A 20,150-nucleotide genomic window follows, 5' to 3' on the forward strand; every position below is an offset into this window, starting at 1 on the left:
GTGGGAATTTCTTTAGCGAAAGGTCAAAAAATTGATTTAACAAAAACGAATCCAGGTTTAACGAAAGTGGTCGTCGGTCTTGGCTGGGACGTCAATAAGTATGACGGCGGACATGACTTTGATCTAGACGCAAGTGTATTTCTTTTAGATGCGGCAGGTAAGGCAAGCTCTCCATCGGATTTTGTCTTTTACAATCAAACAACTGGCGGTGGCGGCAGTGTCGTACATACAGGCGATAACCGCACTGGTGAAGGCGACGGAGATGACGAGCAGGTCAATATCGACTTATCAGCTGTACCAGCGGGTATTGAGAAGATTTCATTTGTCATTACGATTCATGATGCGGAAGCGCGCAGTCAAAATTTCGGACAAGTAACGAACGCATATGTGCGTATTTTAAATGCGGCATCAAATGAAGAACTCATTCGCTACGATTTGGCAGAAGATTTCTCCATCGAGACAGCGATTATTGTAGGTGAATTATACCGTCATGGCGGGGAATGGAAATTCTCAGCTGTCGGATCGGGCTATCAAGGCGGACTTGCCCGCATTGCTACGGACTTCGGTTTAGATATCGGGTAACGGCTAGTTTCATATTTTCAAAGACAGGAGAGGTACGAATATGGCGATTCAGCTTTCAAAAGGACAACGTGTCGATTTAACAAAAACCAACCCAGGGCTGACGAAAGTGATGATCGGTCTTGGCTGGGATACGAATAAATATTCTGGCGGAGCCGAATTTGATTTGGATGCTTCGGCATTCTTAGTGGATGCAAACAATCGTTGTCAGCAAGACACAGATTTTGTCTTCTATAATAACCTTCAGCACCCAAGCGGCAGTGTCACTCATACAGGTGATAACCGGACGGGTGAAGGAGATGGAGATGACGAGCAAATTCTCGTTGATTTCTCAAAAATTCCTGCTAACATTGATCGTATCGGAATTACAGTGACGATTCATGATGCAGAGACGCGCAGTCAGAATTTTGGACAAGTTTCTAATGCGTTTGTTCGTGTTGTAAATGAAGAGGGCGGGGAAGAATTGATTCGCTTTGATTTAGGGGAAGACTTCTCAATTGAAACAGCTGTTGTGGTATGTGAGTTGTACCGCCACGAAAGCGATTGGAAGTTTAACGCCATCGGAAGCGGATTCTCTGGCGGACTTGCAGCTCTTTGTCAAAATTATGGGTTAGAAGTATAGACGAGAGAAACAAATCGATTCAAGAGGCGCTGCCAATGACTCATATGAGGGCATTTTCCAAAGTGAGAAAGAAACAGCGATCAAGAATAACAGCAGGCGAAAGCCTGCTGATGCTTCTACACTTATAGGAGGAAAACCAGTTGGACATTTTGAAACATATGTTGGACACGTATGCCTCGTTTTTTGATTGGCATATGTGGGCAGAGGTATTAACAAACCCTGTCTCTTGGGGGCTCATAGGGACCCTAGTTGTGCTTGAAGGATTGTTATCAGCAGATAACGCACTTGTACTAGCTGTCATGGTGAAACATTTACCAGAAAAGCAGCGTAAAAAGGCATTAACCTACGGATTAATTGGCGCTTATTTCTTCCGTTTTATATTCATTGGCGTAGGGATGCTGCTTATTAAGTTCTGGTGGATTAAGGTTCTAGGAGCTGCATACTTAGCATGGCTTGTCATCAAGCACTTCTGGTTAGGTGACGGCGATGACGAAGCGAAGGAATTGAAAAAAGAAGGCTGGATGATTCGTGTATTTGGCATCTTCTGGGCAACCGTTATTTCTGTAGAAATTATGGACCTTGCCTTCTCGGTGGACAGTATTCTTGCGGCATTCGCTGTATCTGAGGAAGTATGGATTCTGCTATTAGGCGGAATGCTTGGAATTCTCATGATGCGTACAGTGGCACAGGTATTCCTTGTCCTCATTGACCGTATTCCAGAGCTTGAGAATACAGCGTTTATTCTCATTGGGATTATTGCCATTAAAATGGGCTTAAGTGCTGCTCATATTGAAATTCCGCATGTCGCATTCTTTGCGATTATTATCCTAGCATTTATCGGCACGTTTATTGTTCATAAAATCAATAAGAAGAAACATCAAGATGTGACAAACGAAGCTGCGGCTTCAAAAGAAGAATAGGAAGATCAAAAAGGAATGGAGTTGACTAACGGCTCCATCCTTTTTTGAATCATCAGGCCATTTATTTATTTTCTCTAAACAACAGGAGGTGGCACAGCATGCGGTATTTTCGATTTTTATCAGAGGCGAGGCAGCACGATCTTTTTTTCAAGCGGCCAGGGGCGATGCATTCACTGACACCGAGGCATGTACTTGCGCATGCATTAGGTGCTACTTTGTATATGCCTGCGACGAGACAAGAGATAGCAGATATGCTGCTGTCGCAGAAATATGAAGCGCTTTGTTCTGTTGTATTTTGTTTGGAGGATGCCATCGGTGATCAAGAAGTGGACATGGCCGAACAGAATCTAGTGGCACAATTGGCCAGTCTCAAAGAGAAAGTAACGCATGCGCCTGAAACGGCTGAACAATTGCCTCTTTTATTTATTCGAGTTCGTTCGCCGAAACAGCTGCTCAAAATGGCAGACTTGCTCGGTTCCTCTCTTCAATTACTTACCGGTTTTGTGTTTCCGAAGTGCTCGGTTCAAAATGCGAAGGATTATTTGGACAGTTTGAAACAGGCATCGTCCCAAACGCGGACAACACTTTATGGGATGCCCATTTTGGAAACACCCGATTTATTAGAAAAAGAAACAAGATATACGGTGTTGTCTGAGTTAAAGCAGATCTTGCTGAATGATGAAGAATATATTTTGAATATTCGCATTGGGGCAACGGATCTTTGTGGTTTGTACGGTATTCGCCGTGATCGTGACACGACCATCTATGAGATCAAATTGATTGCAGATTTAATCACAGATATCATCAATTATTTTGGCCGTTCCTTTGTGGTATCAGGTGCTGTGTGGGAGCATTTTGGCCCTGCACGAAAGGAACAAAAGCCATTCATCCGTGCGCTTTCTCATAAGAGCGAACCTTCTTCATCTGAATTTGATGACGTACAAGGTTTACTCAAGGAGACAAAACTCGATGTGGCTAACGGCATTCATGGAAAGACAGTCATTCATCCAACACATCTCAAACCGGTGCAAAGCATGTATGTTGTGACGAAGGAAGAGTATATGGATGCATTAAGCATTCTTGAACATGCAGACGGCACAGTTGGCGTGATGAAGAGTACCTTCTCTAATAAAATGAATGAAACGAAGCCGCATTACAGGTGGGCAGAGCACATTTTAATTAAGTCAGATATTTACGGGGTGTTTCATGAAAATAGAAGCTATATCGACATACTCACAGAAGCAGAAGCCGCATACGCTGAGCATCTTGGAACATATGGAAGTTGAGCTTGATCTCAAAGAAGGTGCGCTTCAGCTGGAAAAAGAGCATCTTTTTGACATGGCAGCAAGGGTGAACAAAAAAAGAGCCTTTTTATTTGTTAGTAAGGTGCTCGGTAAGCACATTCCTGTTCATCCGGTAAAACCGCTCCTTGTCTCTGGTCTTTTAGCCATGGCGTACGCCAAAGAGCAAACAGGCAAGACGTCTTTGCATCATGACCTTTTAGTAGAAGCACTCAAGACGGATGACCACAAGGCATTAACTAAAGCATACGAAGTGCTCAAAAAGGAGAAGCTTTCAGCAGGAAAACAGCCGATCGTGATCGGCTTTGCGGAAACGGCAACCGCACTGGGTCATGGTGTGTATGACGTAATAGAAGGAGCATCTTACATTCATACGACACGTGAACAGCTGCTGGATTTAGACCCTTCATTGGTATTTGAAGAGGAGCATTCGCATGCAACGGATCAGCTTTGTTATGCAGACGAAGCATTACTTCGCACAGACCGTCCCATCGTGCTAGTAGATGATGAAGTCACGACAGGACGTACGAATATCAATATCATTCGGGACCTTCATGCAAAGCACCCGCGGCATTCTTACACGATTCTTTCTATTTTAGACTGGCGGACAGTGGAGCACGAAAAAGCCATGTGTGAGCTTGAAGAGGAATTTGGTATTCACATTACATCATTGTCTTTATTAAAAGGGCAAATGGTCTTTCGGGGCAAAACACTGGATGAGCCAGCTTATTCGTATGAGATTGCTGAGCAAAAGGATCTGCCAAGTCTCTCTGTTCACTCCCTTCAATCTTTCTTTAAGCAAGAGCCGTATGCACTTTCTCATGCAACAAATTCGGCGGGTCATTCGCCATATATACATGAAACGGGTCGTTTTGGTTTAAACGCAACAGATACGGCAGCTATCGATCAAGCAGCTACACAGGCTGGGCTGAAACTGAAGAAGGAACGTAAAGGAAAGCAGACACTTTGTTTAGGAACAGGTGAGCTGATGTATGTGCCGATGAGACTGGCTGCACATATGGGAGAAGGTGTTCTCTTTCATTCAACGACGAGAAGCCCAATTCACCCCGTTGAAAAGGATGGATACGCTGTTCAAAATGGGTTTACCTTTGTGAGTCCAGAGGATGCTCGAATTCAGCACTACGTGTACAACATACCAAAAGATCAATACGATGATGTATTTCTCTTTTTTGAGAAAAAGGTCTCTCAGGAGGCATTGCTTCCGCTTGTTCACTTATTTGCCGAGCGGCATGTGAAGCATGTGCATATTGTGACTTTATCAGACGAGGTGAAGGTGAATGGCTAATGTGTATACAAAGATGGGAAGCTATCCAGAGCAGGATGTAACCTTCTTACTCAAAGATTTATCATCCATTGAGATGGAGAAAAGTACAGAGGAGCGGGAGCGTTCGATTCAGAGCGGAGCGCATTATTCAGAAATGCTGCCGATTGAGTATAAACCAACGGAATCTTATATGGATTTATTCTATCAATCTCTGAATGAAAGTAAGGAAAAGGTAGCAGAAGCAGTAGCAGTGGTAGCAGAACAGATTGTGAAAAAGCGAGGCTTCCAAACGGTTTTTTGCAGTTTGGCTAGGGCGGGAACGCCGATCGGGGTGCTCATCAAACGATATATTCGAAAGACATATGGTCTTGAACTGCCTCATTATAGCATCTCTATTATTCGTGATCGAGGAATAGATGAGAATGCGCTGCATTATATGCTCAAAGAACACCCGGGCTTTGAGATTGCCTTTATTGATGGATGGACCGGAAAAGGTGCGATTTCGAGAGAGCTCCAAAAAGCTGTGATTGATTTTGAAAGAAAGTATGGTATTCGTCTTTCTAGTGAACTGGCTGTACTAGCTGACCCTGGCTATTGTACAAATGTCTACGGAACGAGAGAGGATTTTCTCATTCCAAGTGCCTGCCTGAATTCGACGGTATCTGGACTTGTCAGTCGAACGGTACTAAACAACCGCTGGATCAGTGCCGATGATTTCCATGGGGCAAAGTATTATGAAGAGCTGCTTGATGAGGATGTGTCCAATCTGTATGTGGATACAATTGAAGAAGCATTTTCTAGCCTCGAGCTAAATGTAGAAGAGAAAGCAGAGAACATCCTCACACAAAGAATGCCTGCGGACTGGCGGGGGATGGCGTCCATTGAAGCGATCGGTCAGGAGTTTCAAATTGAAAATACCCAATTGATTAAGCCGGGTGTTGGTGAGACGACCCGTGTGCTACTTAGAAGAATCCCTTGGAAAATCCTGATTCAGCCCGGGTCTCAGGAGAAGCTCAAGCATATTTTGCTTTTAGCAGAGGACAGAGGCGTTCCTGTCATTGAATATGCCAATATGTCCTATACGTGCTGTGGACTCATTCGTCCGCTGGAGCAGACGTCATGAAGACAAGTGCGTTTGCCAGCGATTTAGACCGGACACTGATTTACTCACATCGAGTGCTGGATCAGTATGAGTATAAAGGAGATTATGATTTAGTTGAGGTGCTGGATGAACGGCCGCTTTCCTATATGTCGGTTGAAACGAAAACATCCTTGCAGACAATTCATCAATTAGGCTGGTTCATTCCAGTGACGACAAGAACGACTGCTCAGTATGAACGGATCACCTTCTTTCAGCAAGAGCTCCAACCGGAGTATGCCGTCACGACAAATGGGGGCTGTATCCTTCATCACGGCAAGCCGCTCGAGGATTGGCAGGTCATTGTTGATGAGAGGCTCAAAGCGTGTATGTCAGTCAGAGAGATGCTGAGAGCCATCTCCGACCTTCCAGTTGCGGCATGGGTGAAGCGTACCCGGACAGCAGAGGGAAGATTTCTTTATTTGATAATGAAAGATGAGTATTTATCTCGCATTCCACTTGCTGAATTGAAGCAGTGGGGGGAGGAGAGAGGCTGGCAGGTGTCTCTTCAAGGACGGAAGCTTTATTTTATTCCGGCGCCGCTCAATAAGTGGGATGCTGTTGCTTTTCTAAAGGAACGGCTGGAGCTTGAATATGTATACGGTGCAGGCGATTCCCTTTTAGATGCAGGTCTCATTCGTCAGGCAGATATGGGGTTTGCCCCGCGGCATGGAGAAGTGCTCGACTTTGACCCATTACTTGAGCCGACAGCAGCATCGGGCATGGCGGCAGCTGATGAAATCACCGCTTGTGTCATGAAGCAGATGACGACCGCAAAAAAGCCTTCGATTCGATAGCAGAAGTAGAAGGGTGAATGATATGATAGTAGTAGCTTTCGAGAAAATATAGGAGAAAGGAAGGAGCGGCGTGAGTTATAAAGAAATCAATGTCAACCATACACGGGCGGAGCAGGAAGCCTGGAAAAACGTGCTGAAAAAGCCGCTCCCTGAAAGAGACGGTTATGTAAAGGACGAGCATACATTGTCCTTGCCGCGTCTCGCCGCCCGGGTCCTTGGAACTCCGCATGATGCAACCGATTATTTTATTTATTTACATGAATTATATGAAACAGATGGCGTTCATATTTTAAGTGAAACGCTCAATCGCCATATTGAGCCGGAGCATTTTCAAGCGCTTCAACGCATTCATTTGATTAACCAAGAAGAAAAGGGATTGTCCGTGAATCGTTTTGTGGCTTTCTTAGATGGTGAACAGCTGATTGTACGCCATCCAAACCCTGTGATGAACCGTCATATCCGCCTTTCATTGATCAAGGTGTTTGAGCATTTCAAACAGCTGCATGAGGGGGGATTTCAGCATCCCGATTTCCGCCGGGTTCTCCTGGATGTAGTGAAGTTTTCAAATAATCATCTAGGTCCATGGATGAAGGAAGTCAATATAGAAGAAAAAATGCCGGCTGTCATTTGGTATGGAGAGGCGAATAAAAGTCAGCTTTATTTTCTTTACTATGTCATGCTGATTGGCTGTGATGTTGTGTTATTCCATCCAGAGGGCGAGGATTCGTTCCGCGAATTAGATCCAGAAGAAAAGCTGACTTTTATTGATCAGTATCCGGGGACTTCAAAGCTTGAACCTTTCCCTACTGAAAAGCCTGAGAGGAAATCAACGGTGGCGTACCGCTCGACAAGAGAGCTTGAAGAAGTACTCCACACGGAAGATTCAATGCTGTATAAGCCGTGGCAATTCAGAGATCATACCCCTCATTCCATTACGCTGAAGACAACGTATGATGAGCTGTTTTTAATTGCAAAGGAACGTTCCTTTATCCGCCCTAATTTTCAAGCAGACCGGGACACGGTACAGATTCCGAATCTCTTTGCGAAAATGATGGGGGTCACACGAGACAAGCGTGAGTACTGGGATCGTATCCACACGTTAATGGAAGGGAAAGAGACGAAGACCATTCGCCATTTTCCTTTTACGAAAGAAGTGTCTTCGAATTATCAATTTCATTATCAGCATGCCCTTTCGTCTGCTGGAGAGATTGATCCTGAATTACTAATGAAAAGCAATGTATGGCAGTTTTCTCATCTATATGAGGGCGCGCAGCGTGCGATAGCAGAGGCGGTATCTCGAATCTGTCAGCATCCGAAGCTATTAAAAGAAGGCAATGAGACCGAATTAGATGTCCGTATTTATTTATTCAAACAGATTCTGCATATCGGCCAGGAGCTCATTGAACTCATTCAAACTTTTGATTATGCACAAACCGTACCGAAAGTGATTTTATACCATACGGAATATAATGGTGAGCTGACTCGTTCTGATGCGGCTACTCTGATTTTTCTAAATGAAATGGGTGTGGATCTCTTCGTGTATCATCCGGCGGGATATCAGTGTATTGAGCGGTATATAGATGACCAATTATTTGATACCCATTGGCTTGATGAGATGGTCATGAACCAGGAGTTTAAAGAGCCGTCCATCGTCAGAAAGTTATTTCAATCCATTAAAAACCGATAAGGAGATCAAAGCTTATGACAAATACAAACGGAAATGACATTATTTCAATTGATAAAGAGGAAATCTCCATTGAGAAGGCAGACGATATTCGCGTTCAGCTTCGAAATGAACCAGAAGTGCAAAATATTGCAAGACAGATCGATGCGAAAAATCAGCTGGAGCTGCTTGAATACGGAAAACAGCCGGCCGTTGAAATCTCTAAGTTCTCTGATCGTATTCTTTCGATGATGCGTTCAACAAGTGTCACTGACTCAGGAACGATGCTGACACAGCTTGGGAAAATTATGGATCGTTTTGATAAAAATGATTTTGACGAGCCAAAGGGTGGTTTGTTGTCAAAAATCTTTAAGCGCGGCGGCAGCATGATTGAAAAGATTTTCAGTAAATATCAAACGCTCGGTGCAGAGATTGAAAAAATTAATGTGGAAATCAGTAAATATAAAGACGAAATGACCAAATCGACTGTGACGCTTGAAGAAATGTATGAGCATAACATACAATACTATATGGAGCTTGAAAAGTATGTCGTTGCAGGTCAAATGAAAATCGAAGAATTAAAGCAATTGGTTCCTTCTTATGAAGAAAAAGCGGCTAGTGGAAACCAGCTGGCACAAATGGAGCTTGATACACTTCGTAACGGCATTCAAGCATTGGAAGAGCGTGTATATGACCTTGATATGGCACGGATGGTGGCTCTTCAAACGGCACCGCAAATTCGTTTGCTGCAGCGTGGGAATACGAAATTAATCGGTAAAATCAACTCAGCGTTCATCATCACCATTCCAATTTTTAAAAATGGTATTATTCAAGCTGTTACAGCGAAGAGACAGAAGCTTGTGGCTGATTCAATGAGTGAGCTGGATAGAAGAACAAATGAAATGCTGAAACGAAATGCTGAAAACATCTCAAGTCAAAGTGTGGAGATTGCTAAATTGTCTGGACGTCCAAGTATCGACATTGAAACGATCGAATCTTCTTTTAATACAATTGTTCAAGGGATGAAAGAGACGAAACAGATCGAAGAAGAAAACAAACGATTACGCGAAGATGGAACAAAACGTATGCTTGAACTACAAGATAATATTAAGCGAGCTGCCCTAGAGTCCTAAAAAATAAGCTGTCTGTAACTAAAGTTGCAGGCAGTTTTAATTAATTTTATTAAAATTTGAAGAAAAAAGGTTTTTATGTGACCATTTTCGGGTAAATCCTGTTCAGGGGAATGGTTCACCCATGTTTGTAAAAGCTCGCTATGGTGAGGATTCGAGTTATTTTTTAGCACAATTAGGAATTTTCAGTAAAATATTGTCTGATAAGAGGAAATACCCCGTAAAATATGTAGTTTATGAAGCATTCTATAGGATTTACGAGTAATACGGCGTATAAACTCTAATCACCAGACCTCTATATGGAATTCATACATATTGTGCGGAAATAAGCGAATTCTAAAGATTGTTCGCATCATAACGCTTATGTTACGGTTATAAAGATGCTAATTTGGAGGGAAAATATGAATTCTGAAGAGAGAAATATCAAAATCAAGATAAATAATGTATCTAAAATTTTCGGTAAAAATGCTAAAAAAGCATCTCAAATGCTTGAAAAAGGGAAAACAAAAAGAGAGATCCTAAAAGAGACCGGCGCAACAGTTGGTGTTAATCGAGCAAATTTTGATGTGTATGACGGCGAGATATTTGTCATCATGGGGCTATCAGGGAGCGGAAAGTCCACACTTGTGAGGCTGCTAAATAGGTTAATCGAACCAACCTCCGGCGAAATATATATTGATGGGGATATGATAACAAATATGTCAAAGGATCAATTGCGTGAAGTCAGACGGAAAAAGATCAGCATGGTCTTCCAAAACTTCGCATTGTTCCCGCACCGCACTATTCTTGAGAACACAGAATACGGACTTGAATTGCAAGGTGTAGACAAAGAAGAGCGCCGCTCACAGGCTCTTGAATCTTTAAAGCTTGTTGGACTTGAAGGCTTTGAAGAGCAGTACCCAAATCAATTAAGTGGTGGGATGCAGCAGCGTGTTGGATTGGCACGTGCACTAGCAAATGACCCTGACATTTTATTAATGGATGAAGCATTCAGTGCATTAGATCCATTAATTCGTAAAGATATGCAGGATGAATTGCTTGAGCTTCATACGTCTGTAGGAAAAACGATTATTTTCATTACCCATGATTTAGATGAGGCGCTTCGTATTGGCGACCGCATTGTACTCATGAAGGACGGAAATATCGTTCAAATTGGAACACCAGAAGAAATTCTCATGAATCCATCGAACGAATATGTTGAACGTTTCGTAGAAGATGTCGACCTTTCTAAAGTATTAACCGCTGGTCATATTATGAAACGTGCAGAAACAGTTCAGATCGATAAAGGGGCACGTGTTGCGCTCACGCTCATGAAGAACCTTGGAATTTCCTCTATCTATGCAGTAGATAAGAAAAAGCATTTATTAGGTGTTATTTCTGCACAAGCAGCGAAAAAGGCAGCAGAAACGGGCGCGTCGCTTGAAACTGTTCTTGATAAAGAATTCACGACAGTATTGGAGTCTACGTATTTAACAGAAATCTTTGATGCAGTGTCTGATGCGGCAAATATTCCAATTGCCGTTGTCGATGAGAAAAACAGAATGAAGGGTATTGTGGTCAGAGGTGCATTAATTGGTGCGTTATCAGGTAATGATGAGTATATCAACATGTCTTCTAACAAGCTTGAGGAAATTAAAACACAAGAGCCTTCTGCACAGGAGGTAGAATAAGATGTTTAGTATGAGTGATTTACCTAGAATTCCGTTCGCGGATTACATCGATCAATTTGTTGACTGGTTAACATTAACGTTTGGTGGTTTCTTTGATGGGATCACAAATGGATTAGCAGGAACTGTAAATGGGATTGTTGCAGTACTTGGCGTGGTTCCATCTATTATTTTGACACTTATTTTTGCAGGGCTAGCTTGGTGGATCAGTACAAGAGGAATTGCTCTTTTCACACTTATTGGATTTTTACTGATCGACTATTTAGGCTACTGGCAGCCAATGCTTCAAACACTTGCGCTCGTTTTGACAGCTGTGGTCATTTCCATCGTGATCGGGGTTCCGATCGGTATTTGGGCATCACAGAAGGAAACAGTGCGTAAAATTGTGACACCTATTTTAGATTTAATGCAGACAATGCCTGCATTCGTTTATCTATTACCAGCGATCTTCTTCTTTAATATTGGCGTTGTGCCTGGAGTTGTGGCATCGGTTATTTTCTCCATGCCGCCAACGATTCGTATGACGATTCTCGGTATTAAGCAAGTACCAGCTGATTTAATTGAAGCAACAGAAGCATTTGGTTCAACGACATTCCAGCGTTTATTCAAAGTTCAGCTTCCACTTGCAACAAAAACTATCCTAGCTGGTATTAACCAAAGTATCATGCTTGCTCTATCAATGGTCGTCATTGCGGCAATGGTAGGTGCACCAGGACTTGGTTCAGAAGTATATAGTGCGGTAACGCAGCTGAAAACAGGAATTGGTTTTGAAGCAGGTATTGCCATTGTGATTGTGGCGATTACACTCGACCGTATTACACAAAACATTAAAACGAAAAAAACCAGGGGGAATGCTTAATGTGGAAAAAGTCTCTCTACATTGGGATGACCGCCCTGCTTGTCTTTTTACTAGCCGCTTGTGGCGTGAAGTCAGATTCAAATGCGAGTGCAGCACAGCAGGTGAATAAAACCATTATCGGCATTGATCCGGGTTCAGGGATTATGGCGCTGACGGATCAAGCGAAAAAGGATTACGGCTTAGAGGATTGGACGGTTGTGTCTGCATCAAGTGCAGCTATGACGGCAACGCTCAAGAAATCTTACGATCGTAAAAAGCCAATCATCATCACTGGCTGGAATCCACACTGGATGTTTACTCGCTATGATTTAAAATATTTAGAGGATCCAAAGAAATCTTACGGTGAAGCGGAAGAGATTCATACGATTTCACGTAAAGGTTTTGCAAAAGATCAGCCGGAAGCAGCCAAAATGCTTAGTCAGTTTAAATGGTCACAAGATGACATGGGCGAAGTCATGATTGATATCCAAGATGGTGTCAATCCAAAGGATGCCGCCGTTAAATATGTAAAAAAACATAAAGACCAAGTGGCGAAATGGACAAAAGGCGTGAAAAAATCGAATGGTGACAAAGTCAATCTGGCCTACGTTGCGTGGGATAGTGAGATTGCAAGCACCAATGTCGCTGCAGAAGTATTGCGTGAACTCGGATTTAAAGTCACCTTGACTCAGGTGGAAGCGGGTCCGATGTGGACAGCAATTGCAACTGGAAGTGCAGATGCATCATTATCTGCTTGGCTGCCAAATACGCATAAAACGTATGCAGCGAAGTTTAAAGGGAAATATGATGATCTTGGTACAAGTATGAAAGGTCTTCGCATGGGTCTAGTTGTTCCGACATATATGAAGAACGTTAACTCGATTGAGGATTTGAAAAAATAGCCTATTGTGATGTGGTTCCCTTATAATAGAAGGGAGCATATGAAAAAGCAGTCTGCTCAAAAAGCGGCTGCTTTTTTCTTATATATAAAAGGATGGTGGACGAGTTGTCGATGATGGATAAGCCAATCATGATTTTCCTGCATGGCGGAGGAGTAAGCAGCTGGATGTGGCAAGAGCAGATGGAAACATTCAAGGAAGCGTATGAATGCTATACCCCTGATCTGATTGGTCACGGGACAAGAGCAAATGAACAGTCATTTTCCATGCGAGAAAGCGCTCTTGAAGTCATCTCGTATATCAAGCAGCATGCGCACGGCCGTACAGTGATACTCATTGGATTCTCTCTAGGTGCACAGGTTGCCGTTGAGGTGTTATCAAGTGATCCTGACATCGTAGACATAGCCGTCATCAACAGCGCTCTTGTGATGCCACTGCCATGGCTTTACTTAATGGTGAGACCTCTTTTACCTTTTACGTATCCTTTATTAAAGAAAGATTGGTTTATCCAGCTCCAAGCTGAAAAAATGGGGCTTCCAAACAATGTACTGAATGACTATGCAGTGGATTCGAAGAGTTTGCAGAAGAAAACCCTTCTGACGATGTTTCAAGAAAACCTCCATTACAAGCTCCCAGACACGTTTCAACAAGCGAAGGCACGGATACTTGTCACAGTGGGAGAAAGGGAAAAAGGCATCATGAAACGGTCAGCAAAGAAAATAACGAATTCACATCCGAAGGCAGCAGGTGTCGTCGTTGCTGCTATTGGACATACATTTACGTTTGAAAAGAAAGAACTGTTTATTGATATGATTCAATGCTTTATAGAGGACCGTGCGTTACCAGCGGAATTAAAGGAAATCAAGTAGCCGAAAGTGAAGGCAGGCATGAAAGGGGCAGGCGTCTCTTAGAACCTGTATGATATAGGTATAAAACGCTTACGATGAGCTGCTGTCTGACTGAAAGCTCATGAGCCATAAAAGGAGGAGCTATGAGTAAAAACTATATCATATTCGGTGCAAGTCAAGGATTAGGAGATGCTTTTGTAAAAGGTCTTCCTTCCAGTGGAGATACAGTTTGGATTGTGTCGCGAAGTGAACCAAGCAGTTTGAAGTTAGATGACGGTGTACATAGAATTTGGCTGAAAATTGATTTATCAAGCCAAACCCATATCCCTTTTATGCTTGAAGCATTGGAGAATAAAACCATTGATGTCCTCATCTATAACGTAGGCTTATGGGAGAAACGAGGCTTTGAAGATGATTATTCATTCGATCACGATCAGCCAGAGAATATCGCTCATTTAATCAATGTGAACGTCACCTCAACGATTACTTACATCCAAGCATTGCTTCCTCACGTAAGGAAATCGGAGAATGGAAAAATCATCGTGATTGGCTCAACGGCAGGACTTGATCATACAAACCTGCCGCAAGTTTCTTTTGTTGCATCTAAATTCGGACTGCGCGGAATTGTGAATGCACTGAGAGAGCACGTGAGAAAAGATAAAATATCTGTTACCTGTATCAATCCAGGAGAGCTGGCGGCAGAGGTTCCATATGAAGATCGAGCTGAAAAAGCCATCATTCTATATGGTGAAACGAGAATCCCTGTACAGGATATTGTTGAGCTTGCGAGATGTGTGATTCATTTATCAAGGGTATCCTGTGTAAAAGAAATCAACGTCCCAGCCATGACAGATTTGAATGCGTAATATAAAGCAGACCACCCGTTTAAAGAAAAAACGGGTGATTTTTTGATTTTATGATGAATGCTGCTGAAGTGTTTGATAAACAGCTTCAGTCAAAATCTCAATGCCGGTAAAAATAGCAGAGCGGTCGAATGTCATATATGGATGGTGTAGACCGGGCTCTAGATCACAGCCTAAACCAAGCATCGTGGATTTGATATGCGGAACCTTTGCTGCATAAAAGTGAAAATCCTCTCCGCCTGTCGTTATGATCGGAGGATCGAGCTGCTCTTTGCCTAAAACCTGTTCAATGGCATGAGACATGATCTGGACAGCTTCCTCATTTAAGGTTGCGGCAGGCAGACGGTGATCGGTTGAAAGGGTAATGGAAGCGCCAAAGGCATCCGCTACAGCATGTGCGGCTCTTTCAATTTCTTTTTCTAGTTCATCCATCACATCATTTGTTTGTGCCCTGACATCTAATGTAAAAGAAGCTTTGCCAGGGATGATGTTTGAACTGCCCCCGCCAGCATTCAGGTTGGTCATTTTCACAGAATGTGCAACTCTTGGGTCGACATGGATATGCGCGAGTCTCTGTACGAGGGTAGAAGCCACTTCAATGACGTTGACCCCAAGATGCGGGCGTGCACCGTGGGCTTCCTCTCCAATAATTGTGCCGATGTAATGATTACTCGATCCATGCAAAATGGCAGGTGCGCAGCGTCCGTTTAATGTTTCTTGAATTGGGCGCACATGCACTCCGTATAAGTAATCAACGTCAGCTAACACACCTTTTTCAATCATTTTCAGCGCACCGCCGCCTTTTTCCTCAGCAGGCTGAAAAATGAAGCGGATGGTGCCGTTTGGGAGCTCCTTTTCCTTTAATGCCATGAAGGTGCCGAGAGCCATTGTCATGTGTGCATCGTGACCACATGAATGATTGGCTTGAAACTCACCATCTACTTCCTGCCAAAGTGCATCAATATCGGCTCTCACAGCGACCACTGGTACGCCTTCTCCCATTTCACCGATGACCCCTGTACAGTCGTCAAAAGTTCGAGTTTTACAGCCTATTTTCTTTAAAATGCCTTCAAGATAAGCCGTCGTATTCGTTTCTTCCCAGCTGATTTCTGGGTGGGCGTGCAGATGTTCAAAGATGTCTGTCACGGTCTGTTGCATTTCGTTTGTCAACGTTGTCATGAGTAGCCTCCTTACTGACAGAAAATCTGCCAAAACATTCTTTTAGTGAAATAATATTGATCTTAAATATCATCAGTGTTTATAATATAACACATCATTTGATTATTCTGAAAATTAAGTGAAATTCCAATCGGGACAAAGGGGTTTTGCACATGAAAACAGCGACAGTATCAGCACCAGAGAAACAAAAACGAAAACTTCAAATGCCGGATGCGTATGTTCTCTTATTTATCATTGCGCTCATTTGTACCATTGCAACGTATTTTGTACCAGCGGGTGAGTTTGACCGAAAGACATCAGGGGAAATCACAACAGCTGTTCCTGGTAGCTATCATCGCATTGATCAATCACCCGTAAGTCCAGTTGGCTTTTTTACAGCCATTCAGGAAGGGATGGTGGGGTCTTCTTCTATAATTTTTCTCATTCTATTTACTGGCGGAACCATTGCCATTTTGGAGAAAACAGGTGCCATTAACGGAATGATTCACCATGTCATCAGCAGGTTTCAAACGAAGCAATTATTGTTTATTTGTATTGTTGGAGGATTATTTTCGGTGCTTGGAACGACCGGCATTGTCGTGAACTCTGTTATAGGATTTATTCCAATCGGGATCATTGTGGCAAGATCCTTGAAATGGGACGCTGTGGCAGGAGCGGCGGTCATTTACATCGGCTGTTATGCCGGATTTAACGCGACCATTTTGTCTCCATCTCCACTGGGGTTATCTCAGACGATTGCAGAGCTGCCGATCTTTTCTGGCATTGGTCTTCGTGTCATTATTTATCTTTGCTTTCTTATATCTAGTATTGTTTACATCTATTTATATACAAGACGCCTGAAGAATAAAGAGAAGGGAAGCCTTCTTGGTGATCAATGGTTTCCTGCTAAGGGGCTTGGCGGATCTGATGCGGAATCTGTGGACAAGCCTGCATTTACCGGCAGACATAAGCTGATTTTAGCGGTGTGTGGATTGTCTCTTGGGGGCTTCTTATATGGTGCGCTTCAGCTTGGCTGGACCGATAAGGAAATGGCAGGTGTCTTCATTTTTATGGCCATTGCTGCTGGATTGCTCGGCGGATTAGCAGCCAATGATATTGCGAAAACGTTTATTGTCGGCTGTCAAAGCCTTGTATACGGTGCACTCATTGTCGGAATGGCACGCTGCATTTCTGTCATTTTGGAAAACGGGAAGCTGCTTGATACCGTGGTCAATGGCTTGGCGAGTATGCTGACAGGATTTAGTCCAATTGCTGGTGCGATCGGGATGTATATTGCGAGTGCGCTTCTTCACTTTTTGATTTCATCAGGATCAGGAGAAGCGGTTGTCTTTATTCCAATTCTTGCGCCGCTGGCTGATTTAATGGGCATCACAAGACAGGTAGCTGTAGAAGCGGTGATGCTTGGTGAAGGGGTGGTTAACTGTATCAATCCGACGTCAGGTGTGTTGATGGCTGTGCTTGCTGCAAGTGGTATTCCTTATGTGAAGTGGCTGCGTTTTATGGTGCCACTTGCGCTCATTTGGTTTGTCATTGGTCTTGTCTTTATTTGTATCGGCGTTATGATCAACTGGGGACCTTATTAAACATGTATAAAGCTGCTGACAATTGTTTGGCAGCTTTTTTTTTGTGGAAATATGCATGGAGACAGCGCTTTGAAAGCACAATAAGTGTGTTCACAAATTCGCTACATATTTTTTTGAGCAACCCCCTTGTAAAAGTTTGTGAAATGTTGCACAATAAGAATGTGAAATACTTCACATAAGAAAAACAACCTAGTTTTACTCAGGAGGATGAGATAAATGACAAACGAAAAAGTAAACAAAGTAGCACTAATTGGAGCAGGTTTTGTCGGCAGCAGTTATGCCTTTACATTAATAAATCAAGTGATCACAGATGAATTGGTTGTCATCGATTTGAATCAAGATAAAGCAATGGGTGACGTCATGGATTTAAACCACGGGAAAGCATTTGCTCCGCATCCCGTGAATACATGGTATGGAGATTATGAGGATTGTAAGGATGCAGACATTGTATGTATCTGTGCTGGAGCGAACCAAAAGCCAGGTGAAACGAGACTTGACCTTGTTGAGAAAAACTTAAATATATTTAAAGGCATTGTAGACAATGTGATGAAAAGTGGATTCGATGGTATTTTCTTAGTCGCCACAAATCCTGTTGATATTTTGACATATGCCACTTGGAAATTCAGTGGACTGCCAAAAGAGAGAGTGATTGGCAGTGGAACCACACTTGATACTGCAAGATTTAGATACATGCTCAGTGAATACTTTGACGCAGCGGCACACAATGTGCATGCGTACATCATTGGAGAGCATGGGGATACAGAGCTTGCTGTGTGGAGTCATGCGAATATCGGAAGTGTACCGATTACAGAATTAATGAAGAGAAATGATCAATACAAACAAGAAGATTTAGATGAGATGATGGAAAATGTCCGCAATGCCGCTTACCAAATCATTGAGAAAAAAGGCGCTACTTACTACGGCGTAGCGATGAGTTTGGCCCGCATTACAAGAGCGATTCTGCACAATGAAAACAGTATTTTGACTGTCAGCACTTACTTAGATGGAGAGTACGGAGCAGAAGATGTCTACATTGGTGTACCTGCCCTTGTGAATCGAAATGGCGCAACAGAAGTGATGGAGCTTGCACTTAATGATACAGAAAAAGAACAATTCGCACACAGTGTAAATGTGTTAAAAGAGATTTTGGCTCCTCATTTTTAATCAAAAGCAACCTATCTGAGCAGAAAAGGATGAATCACTATGTGGCAGCAAATATATAATCCGTTTGGTAATGAGTTTGTGAGTGCATTGGTAGCAATACTTCCAATTTTGTTTTTCCTACTTGCATTAACCGTATTTAAATTAAAGGGTGTTTTAGCCGCTTGTTTTACCTTAATCGTCAGCTTTGTAACAGCAGTTTTCTTCTTTCATATGCCAATTGAAAAGGCATTATCTGCTGTGCTGCTCGGTATATCTAATGGGCTATGGCCGATTGGATATATCGTCATCATGGCGGTGTGGCTCTATAAAATTGCTGTGAAATCTGGTAAATTCGATGTTATTCGTTCTAGTATTGCAGGAATCTCTCAAGATCAACGTCTTCAGCTATTATTAATTGGTTTTAGTTTTAACGCATTTTTAGAGGGAGCTGCTGGGTTTGGTGTACCGATTGCGATCAGTGCTGCTCTCTTAACAGAGCTTGGGTTTAAACCGCTGAAAGCTGCGATGCTCTGCTTAATTGCCAATGCTGCGTCTGGCGCATTTGGTGCTGTGGGTATCCCAGTCATTACAGGGGCGCAAATGGGCAATATGACGCCGCTTGCGTTATCTCAAACCCTTGTCTATACGATTCCGTTTATTTCGTTCTGTATTCCGTTCCTCCTCATTTTCATTGTGGACGGATTCAAAGGGATTAAAGAAACGCTCCCTGCCTTGCTTGTTGTAAGTGGAAGCTATGCCATTTTACAAGCTGTCACAATGGTGACAATGGGTCCTGAGCTTGCCAATATTATTTCAGCCTTAGCAAGCATGGGCATTCTGGCTTTATTTCTTCGAAAATGGCAGCCGAAACACATTTATCGTGAAGAAGGGGCACCAGCCATTGAACAGAAACAAACGTATCGCGGCATTGAAGTGCTAAAAGCATGGTCTCCGTTCTATATTTTAACCGCTGTTATTACGGTATGGAGTCTTCCAGCATTTAAAGCATTGTTTGCTGTAGGAGGCCCGCTCAACTGGACAACCATTTTAGTGAAAATGCCATTTTTGCATCAGCAAATTGTGAAATTACCGCCAATTGCACAAACAGAAACACCCATTGATGCGATCTTTAAAATTGATGTCATCAGTGCAACGGGTACTGCCATTCTAATTGCGGTGATGCTGACAGGTTTGTTTAGCAGACATATTACATTAACAGAAGGCGCTGCCTGTTTAAAAGCATCAGTGAAAGAGCTTTGGGTACCTGTTCTCACCATTTGTTTTGTCATGGGCTTTGCCAACTTGGCGAACTTCGCTGGACTAAGTTCAGCCATTGGGCTTGCACTTGCCAAAACAGGCGATTTGTTCCCGCTTGTCAGTCCAGTGCTTGGCTGGATCGGGGTGTTTATTACAGGATCTGTCGTGAGTAACAACGCCTTATTCGGGAATCTTCAAGCGGTCACTGCTTCTCAAATCGGCTCACAGGCAGGTTTGTTAATCGGGGCAAATACAACTGGCGGGGTCATGGCGAAATTAATTTCTCCACAATCTATCGCCATTGCTACAGCAGCAGTTGGAGAAACAGGTAAAGAATCTGAGCTCTTCCAAAAGACCGTGAAGTACAGCTTCATCCTGCTCGGCATTGTGTGTATATGGACATTCATTCTTGCTCAATTTGTATAGGTTTAAAAAAAG

General features: G+C 43.0%; 18 protein-coding genes. 17 read left to right on the plus strand and 1 reads right to left on the minus strand.

Annotated elements, in window-relative coordinates; genetic code table 11:
* From C6W21_RS15330 to C6W21_RS15395, 14 genes are all read left to right on the plus strand, one after another.
* Positions 1-582: a TerD family protein gene (locus C6W21_RS15330; protein WP_106051094.1), complete on the plus strand. Its 582-nt coding sequence runs from the start codon at positions 1-3 to the stop codon at positions 580-582.
* Positions 583-622: 40 nt separating this feature from the next.
* A complete protein-coding gene (locus C6W21_RS15335; RefSeq protein WP_003216935.1) occupies positions 623-1,201 on the plus strand; it encodes a TerD family protein in 579 nt (192 codons plus the stop codon).
* Positions 1,202-1,341: 140 nt separating this feature from the next.
* On the plus strand, positions 1,342-2,121 hold the full coding sequence (locus C6W21_RS15340) for a TerC family protein (RefSeq protein WP_106051095.1): 780 nt from the start codon (positions 1,342-1,344) through the stop codon (positions 2,119-2,121).
* Between the two features lie 98 nt (positions 2,122-2,219).
* Positions 2,220-3,407, plus strand: coding sequence for an HpcH/HpaI aldolase/citrate lyase family protein (locus C6W21_RS15345; RefSeq protein ID WP_106051096.1), 1,188 nt, complete (start codon positions 2,220-2,222; stop codon positions 3,405-3,407).
* Positions 3,397-4,728 (plus strand): phosphoribosyltransferase family protein, encoded by a 1,332-nt coding sequence (locus tag C6W21_RS15350; RefSeq protein WP_106056684.1) that lies wholly within the window; start codon positions 3,397-3,399, stop codon positions 4,726-4,728. The genes C6W21_RS15345 and C6W21_RS15350 overlap by 11 nt, the downstream gene beginning before the upstream one ends.
* Positions 4,721-5,830 (plus strand): cysteine protease StiP family protein, encoded by a 1,110-nt coding sequence (locus C6W21_RS15355; RefSeq protein ID WP_106056686.1) that lies wholly within the window; start codon positions 4,721-4,723, stop codon positions 5,828-5,830. The genes C6W21_RS15350 and C6W21_RS15355 overlap by 8 nt, the downstream gene beginning before the upstream one ends.
* A complete protein-coding gene (locus C6W21_RS15360) occupies positions 5,827-6,642 on the plus strand; it encodes an HAD family hydrolase (RefSeq protein WP_106056687.1) in 816 nt (271 codons plus the stop codon). Before C6W21_RS15355 ends, C6W21_RS15360 begins: the two co-directional genes overlap by 4 nt.
* A gap of 70 nt (positions 6,643-6,712) precedes the next feature.
* The gene (locus tag C6W21_RS15365; protein ID WP_106056689.1) at positions 6,713-8,329 is read left to right on the plus strand and encodes a YceG family protein; all 1,617 of its coding nucleotides are present in this window, start codon (positions 6,713-6,715) and stop codon (positions 8,327-8,329) included.
* Positions 8,330-8,343: 14 nt separating this feature from the next.
* Entirely contained in the window at positions 8,344-9,438 is a 1,095-nt protein-coding gene (locus C6W21_RS15370) for a toxic anion resistance protein (protein WP_003217200.1), read from the plus strand.
* Positions 9,439-9,836: 398 nt separating this feature from the next.
* Positions 9,837-11,105, plus strand: a complete 1,269-nt coding sequence (opuAA, locus tag C6W21_RS15375; RefSeq protein ID WP_106051101.1) for a glycine/proline betaine ABC transporter ATP-binding protein OpuAA — start codon at positions 9,837-9,839, stop codon at positions 11,103-11,105.
* A 10-nt stretch (positions 11,106-11,115) separates the two neighbouring features.
* A complete protein-coding gene (gene opuAB / locus C6W21_RS15380) occupies positions 11,116-11,961 on the plus strand; it encodes a glycine/proline betaine ABC transporter permease subunit OpuAB (protein ID WP_106051488.1) in 846 nt (281 codons plus the stop codon).
* Positions 11,961-12,842 carry a glycine betaine ABC transporter substrate-binding protein gene (locus tag C6W21_RS15385; RefSeq protein WP_106051102.1) on the plus strand — a complete coding sequence of 294 codons (882 nt, stop codon included), beginning with the start codon at positions 11,961-11,963 and terminating at the stop codon, positions 12,840-12,842. The genes opuAB and C6W21_RS15385 overlap by 1 nt, the downstream gene beginning before the upstream one ends.
* 110 nt (positions 12,843-12,952) lie before the next feature.
* Positions 12,953-13,708 carry an alpha/beta fold hydrolase gene (locus C6W21_RS15390; RefSeq protein ID WP_223260992.1) on the plus strand — a complete coding sequence of 252 codons (756 nt, stop codon included), beginning with the start codon at positions 12,953-12,955 and terminating at the stop codon, positions 13,706-13,708.
* 122 nt (positions 13,709-13,830) lie between these two features.
* A complete protein-coding gene (locus C6W21_RS15395) occupies positions 13,831-14,553 on the plus strand; it encodes an SDR family oxidoreductase (protein ID WP_106056691.1) in 723 nt (240 codons plus the stop codon).
* Between the two features lie 48 nt (positions 14,554-14,601).
* On the opposite strand, the gene C6W21_RS15400 is transcribed toward C6W21_RS15395, so the two are convergent.
* The gene (locus tag C6W21_RS15400; RefSeq protein ID WP_106056693.1) at positions 14,602-15,729 is read right to left on the minus strand and encodes a M20 peptidase aminoacylase family protein; all 1,128 of its coding nucleotides are present in this window, start codon (positions 15,727-15,729) and stop codon (positions 14,602-14,604) included.
* Positions 15,730-15,881: 152 nt separating this feature from the next.
* Here C6W21_RS15400 and C6W21_RS15405 point away from each other — a divergent pair, with 152 nt between their 5' ends.
* From C6W21_RS15405 to C6W21_RS15415, 3 genes are all read left to right on the plus strand, one after another.
* Positions 15,882-17,312 (plus strand): YfcC family protein, encoded by a 1,431-nt coding sequence (locus C6W21_RS15405; protein WP_106051105.1) that lies wholly within the window; start codon positions 15,882-15,884, stop codon positions 17,310-17,312.
* A 216-nt stretch (positions 17,313-17,528) separates the two neighbouring features.
* Positions 17,529-18,476 (plus strand): L-lactate dehydrogenase, encoded by a 948-nt coding sequence (locus tag C6W21_RS15410; RefSeq protein ID WP_106056695.1) that lies wholly within the window; start codon positions 17,529-17,531, stop codon positions 18,474-18,476.
* Between the two features lie 39 nt (positions 18,477-18,515).
* A complete protein-coding gene (locus C6W21_RS15415; RefSeq protein WP_106056697.1) occupies positions 18,516-20,138 on the plus strand; it encodes an L-lactate permease in 1,623 nt (540 codons plus the stop codon).
* The last annotated feature ends 12 nt before the right edge of the window (positions 20,139-20,150 follow it).

This window comes from Bacillus sp. NMCN1 (assembly GCF_002998085.1).
Taxonomy (GTDB): Bacteria; Bacillota; Bacilli; order Bacillales; family Bacillaceae; genus Bacillus.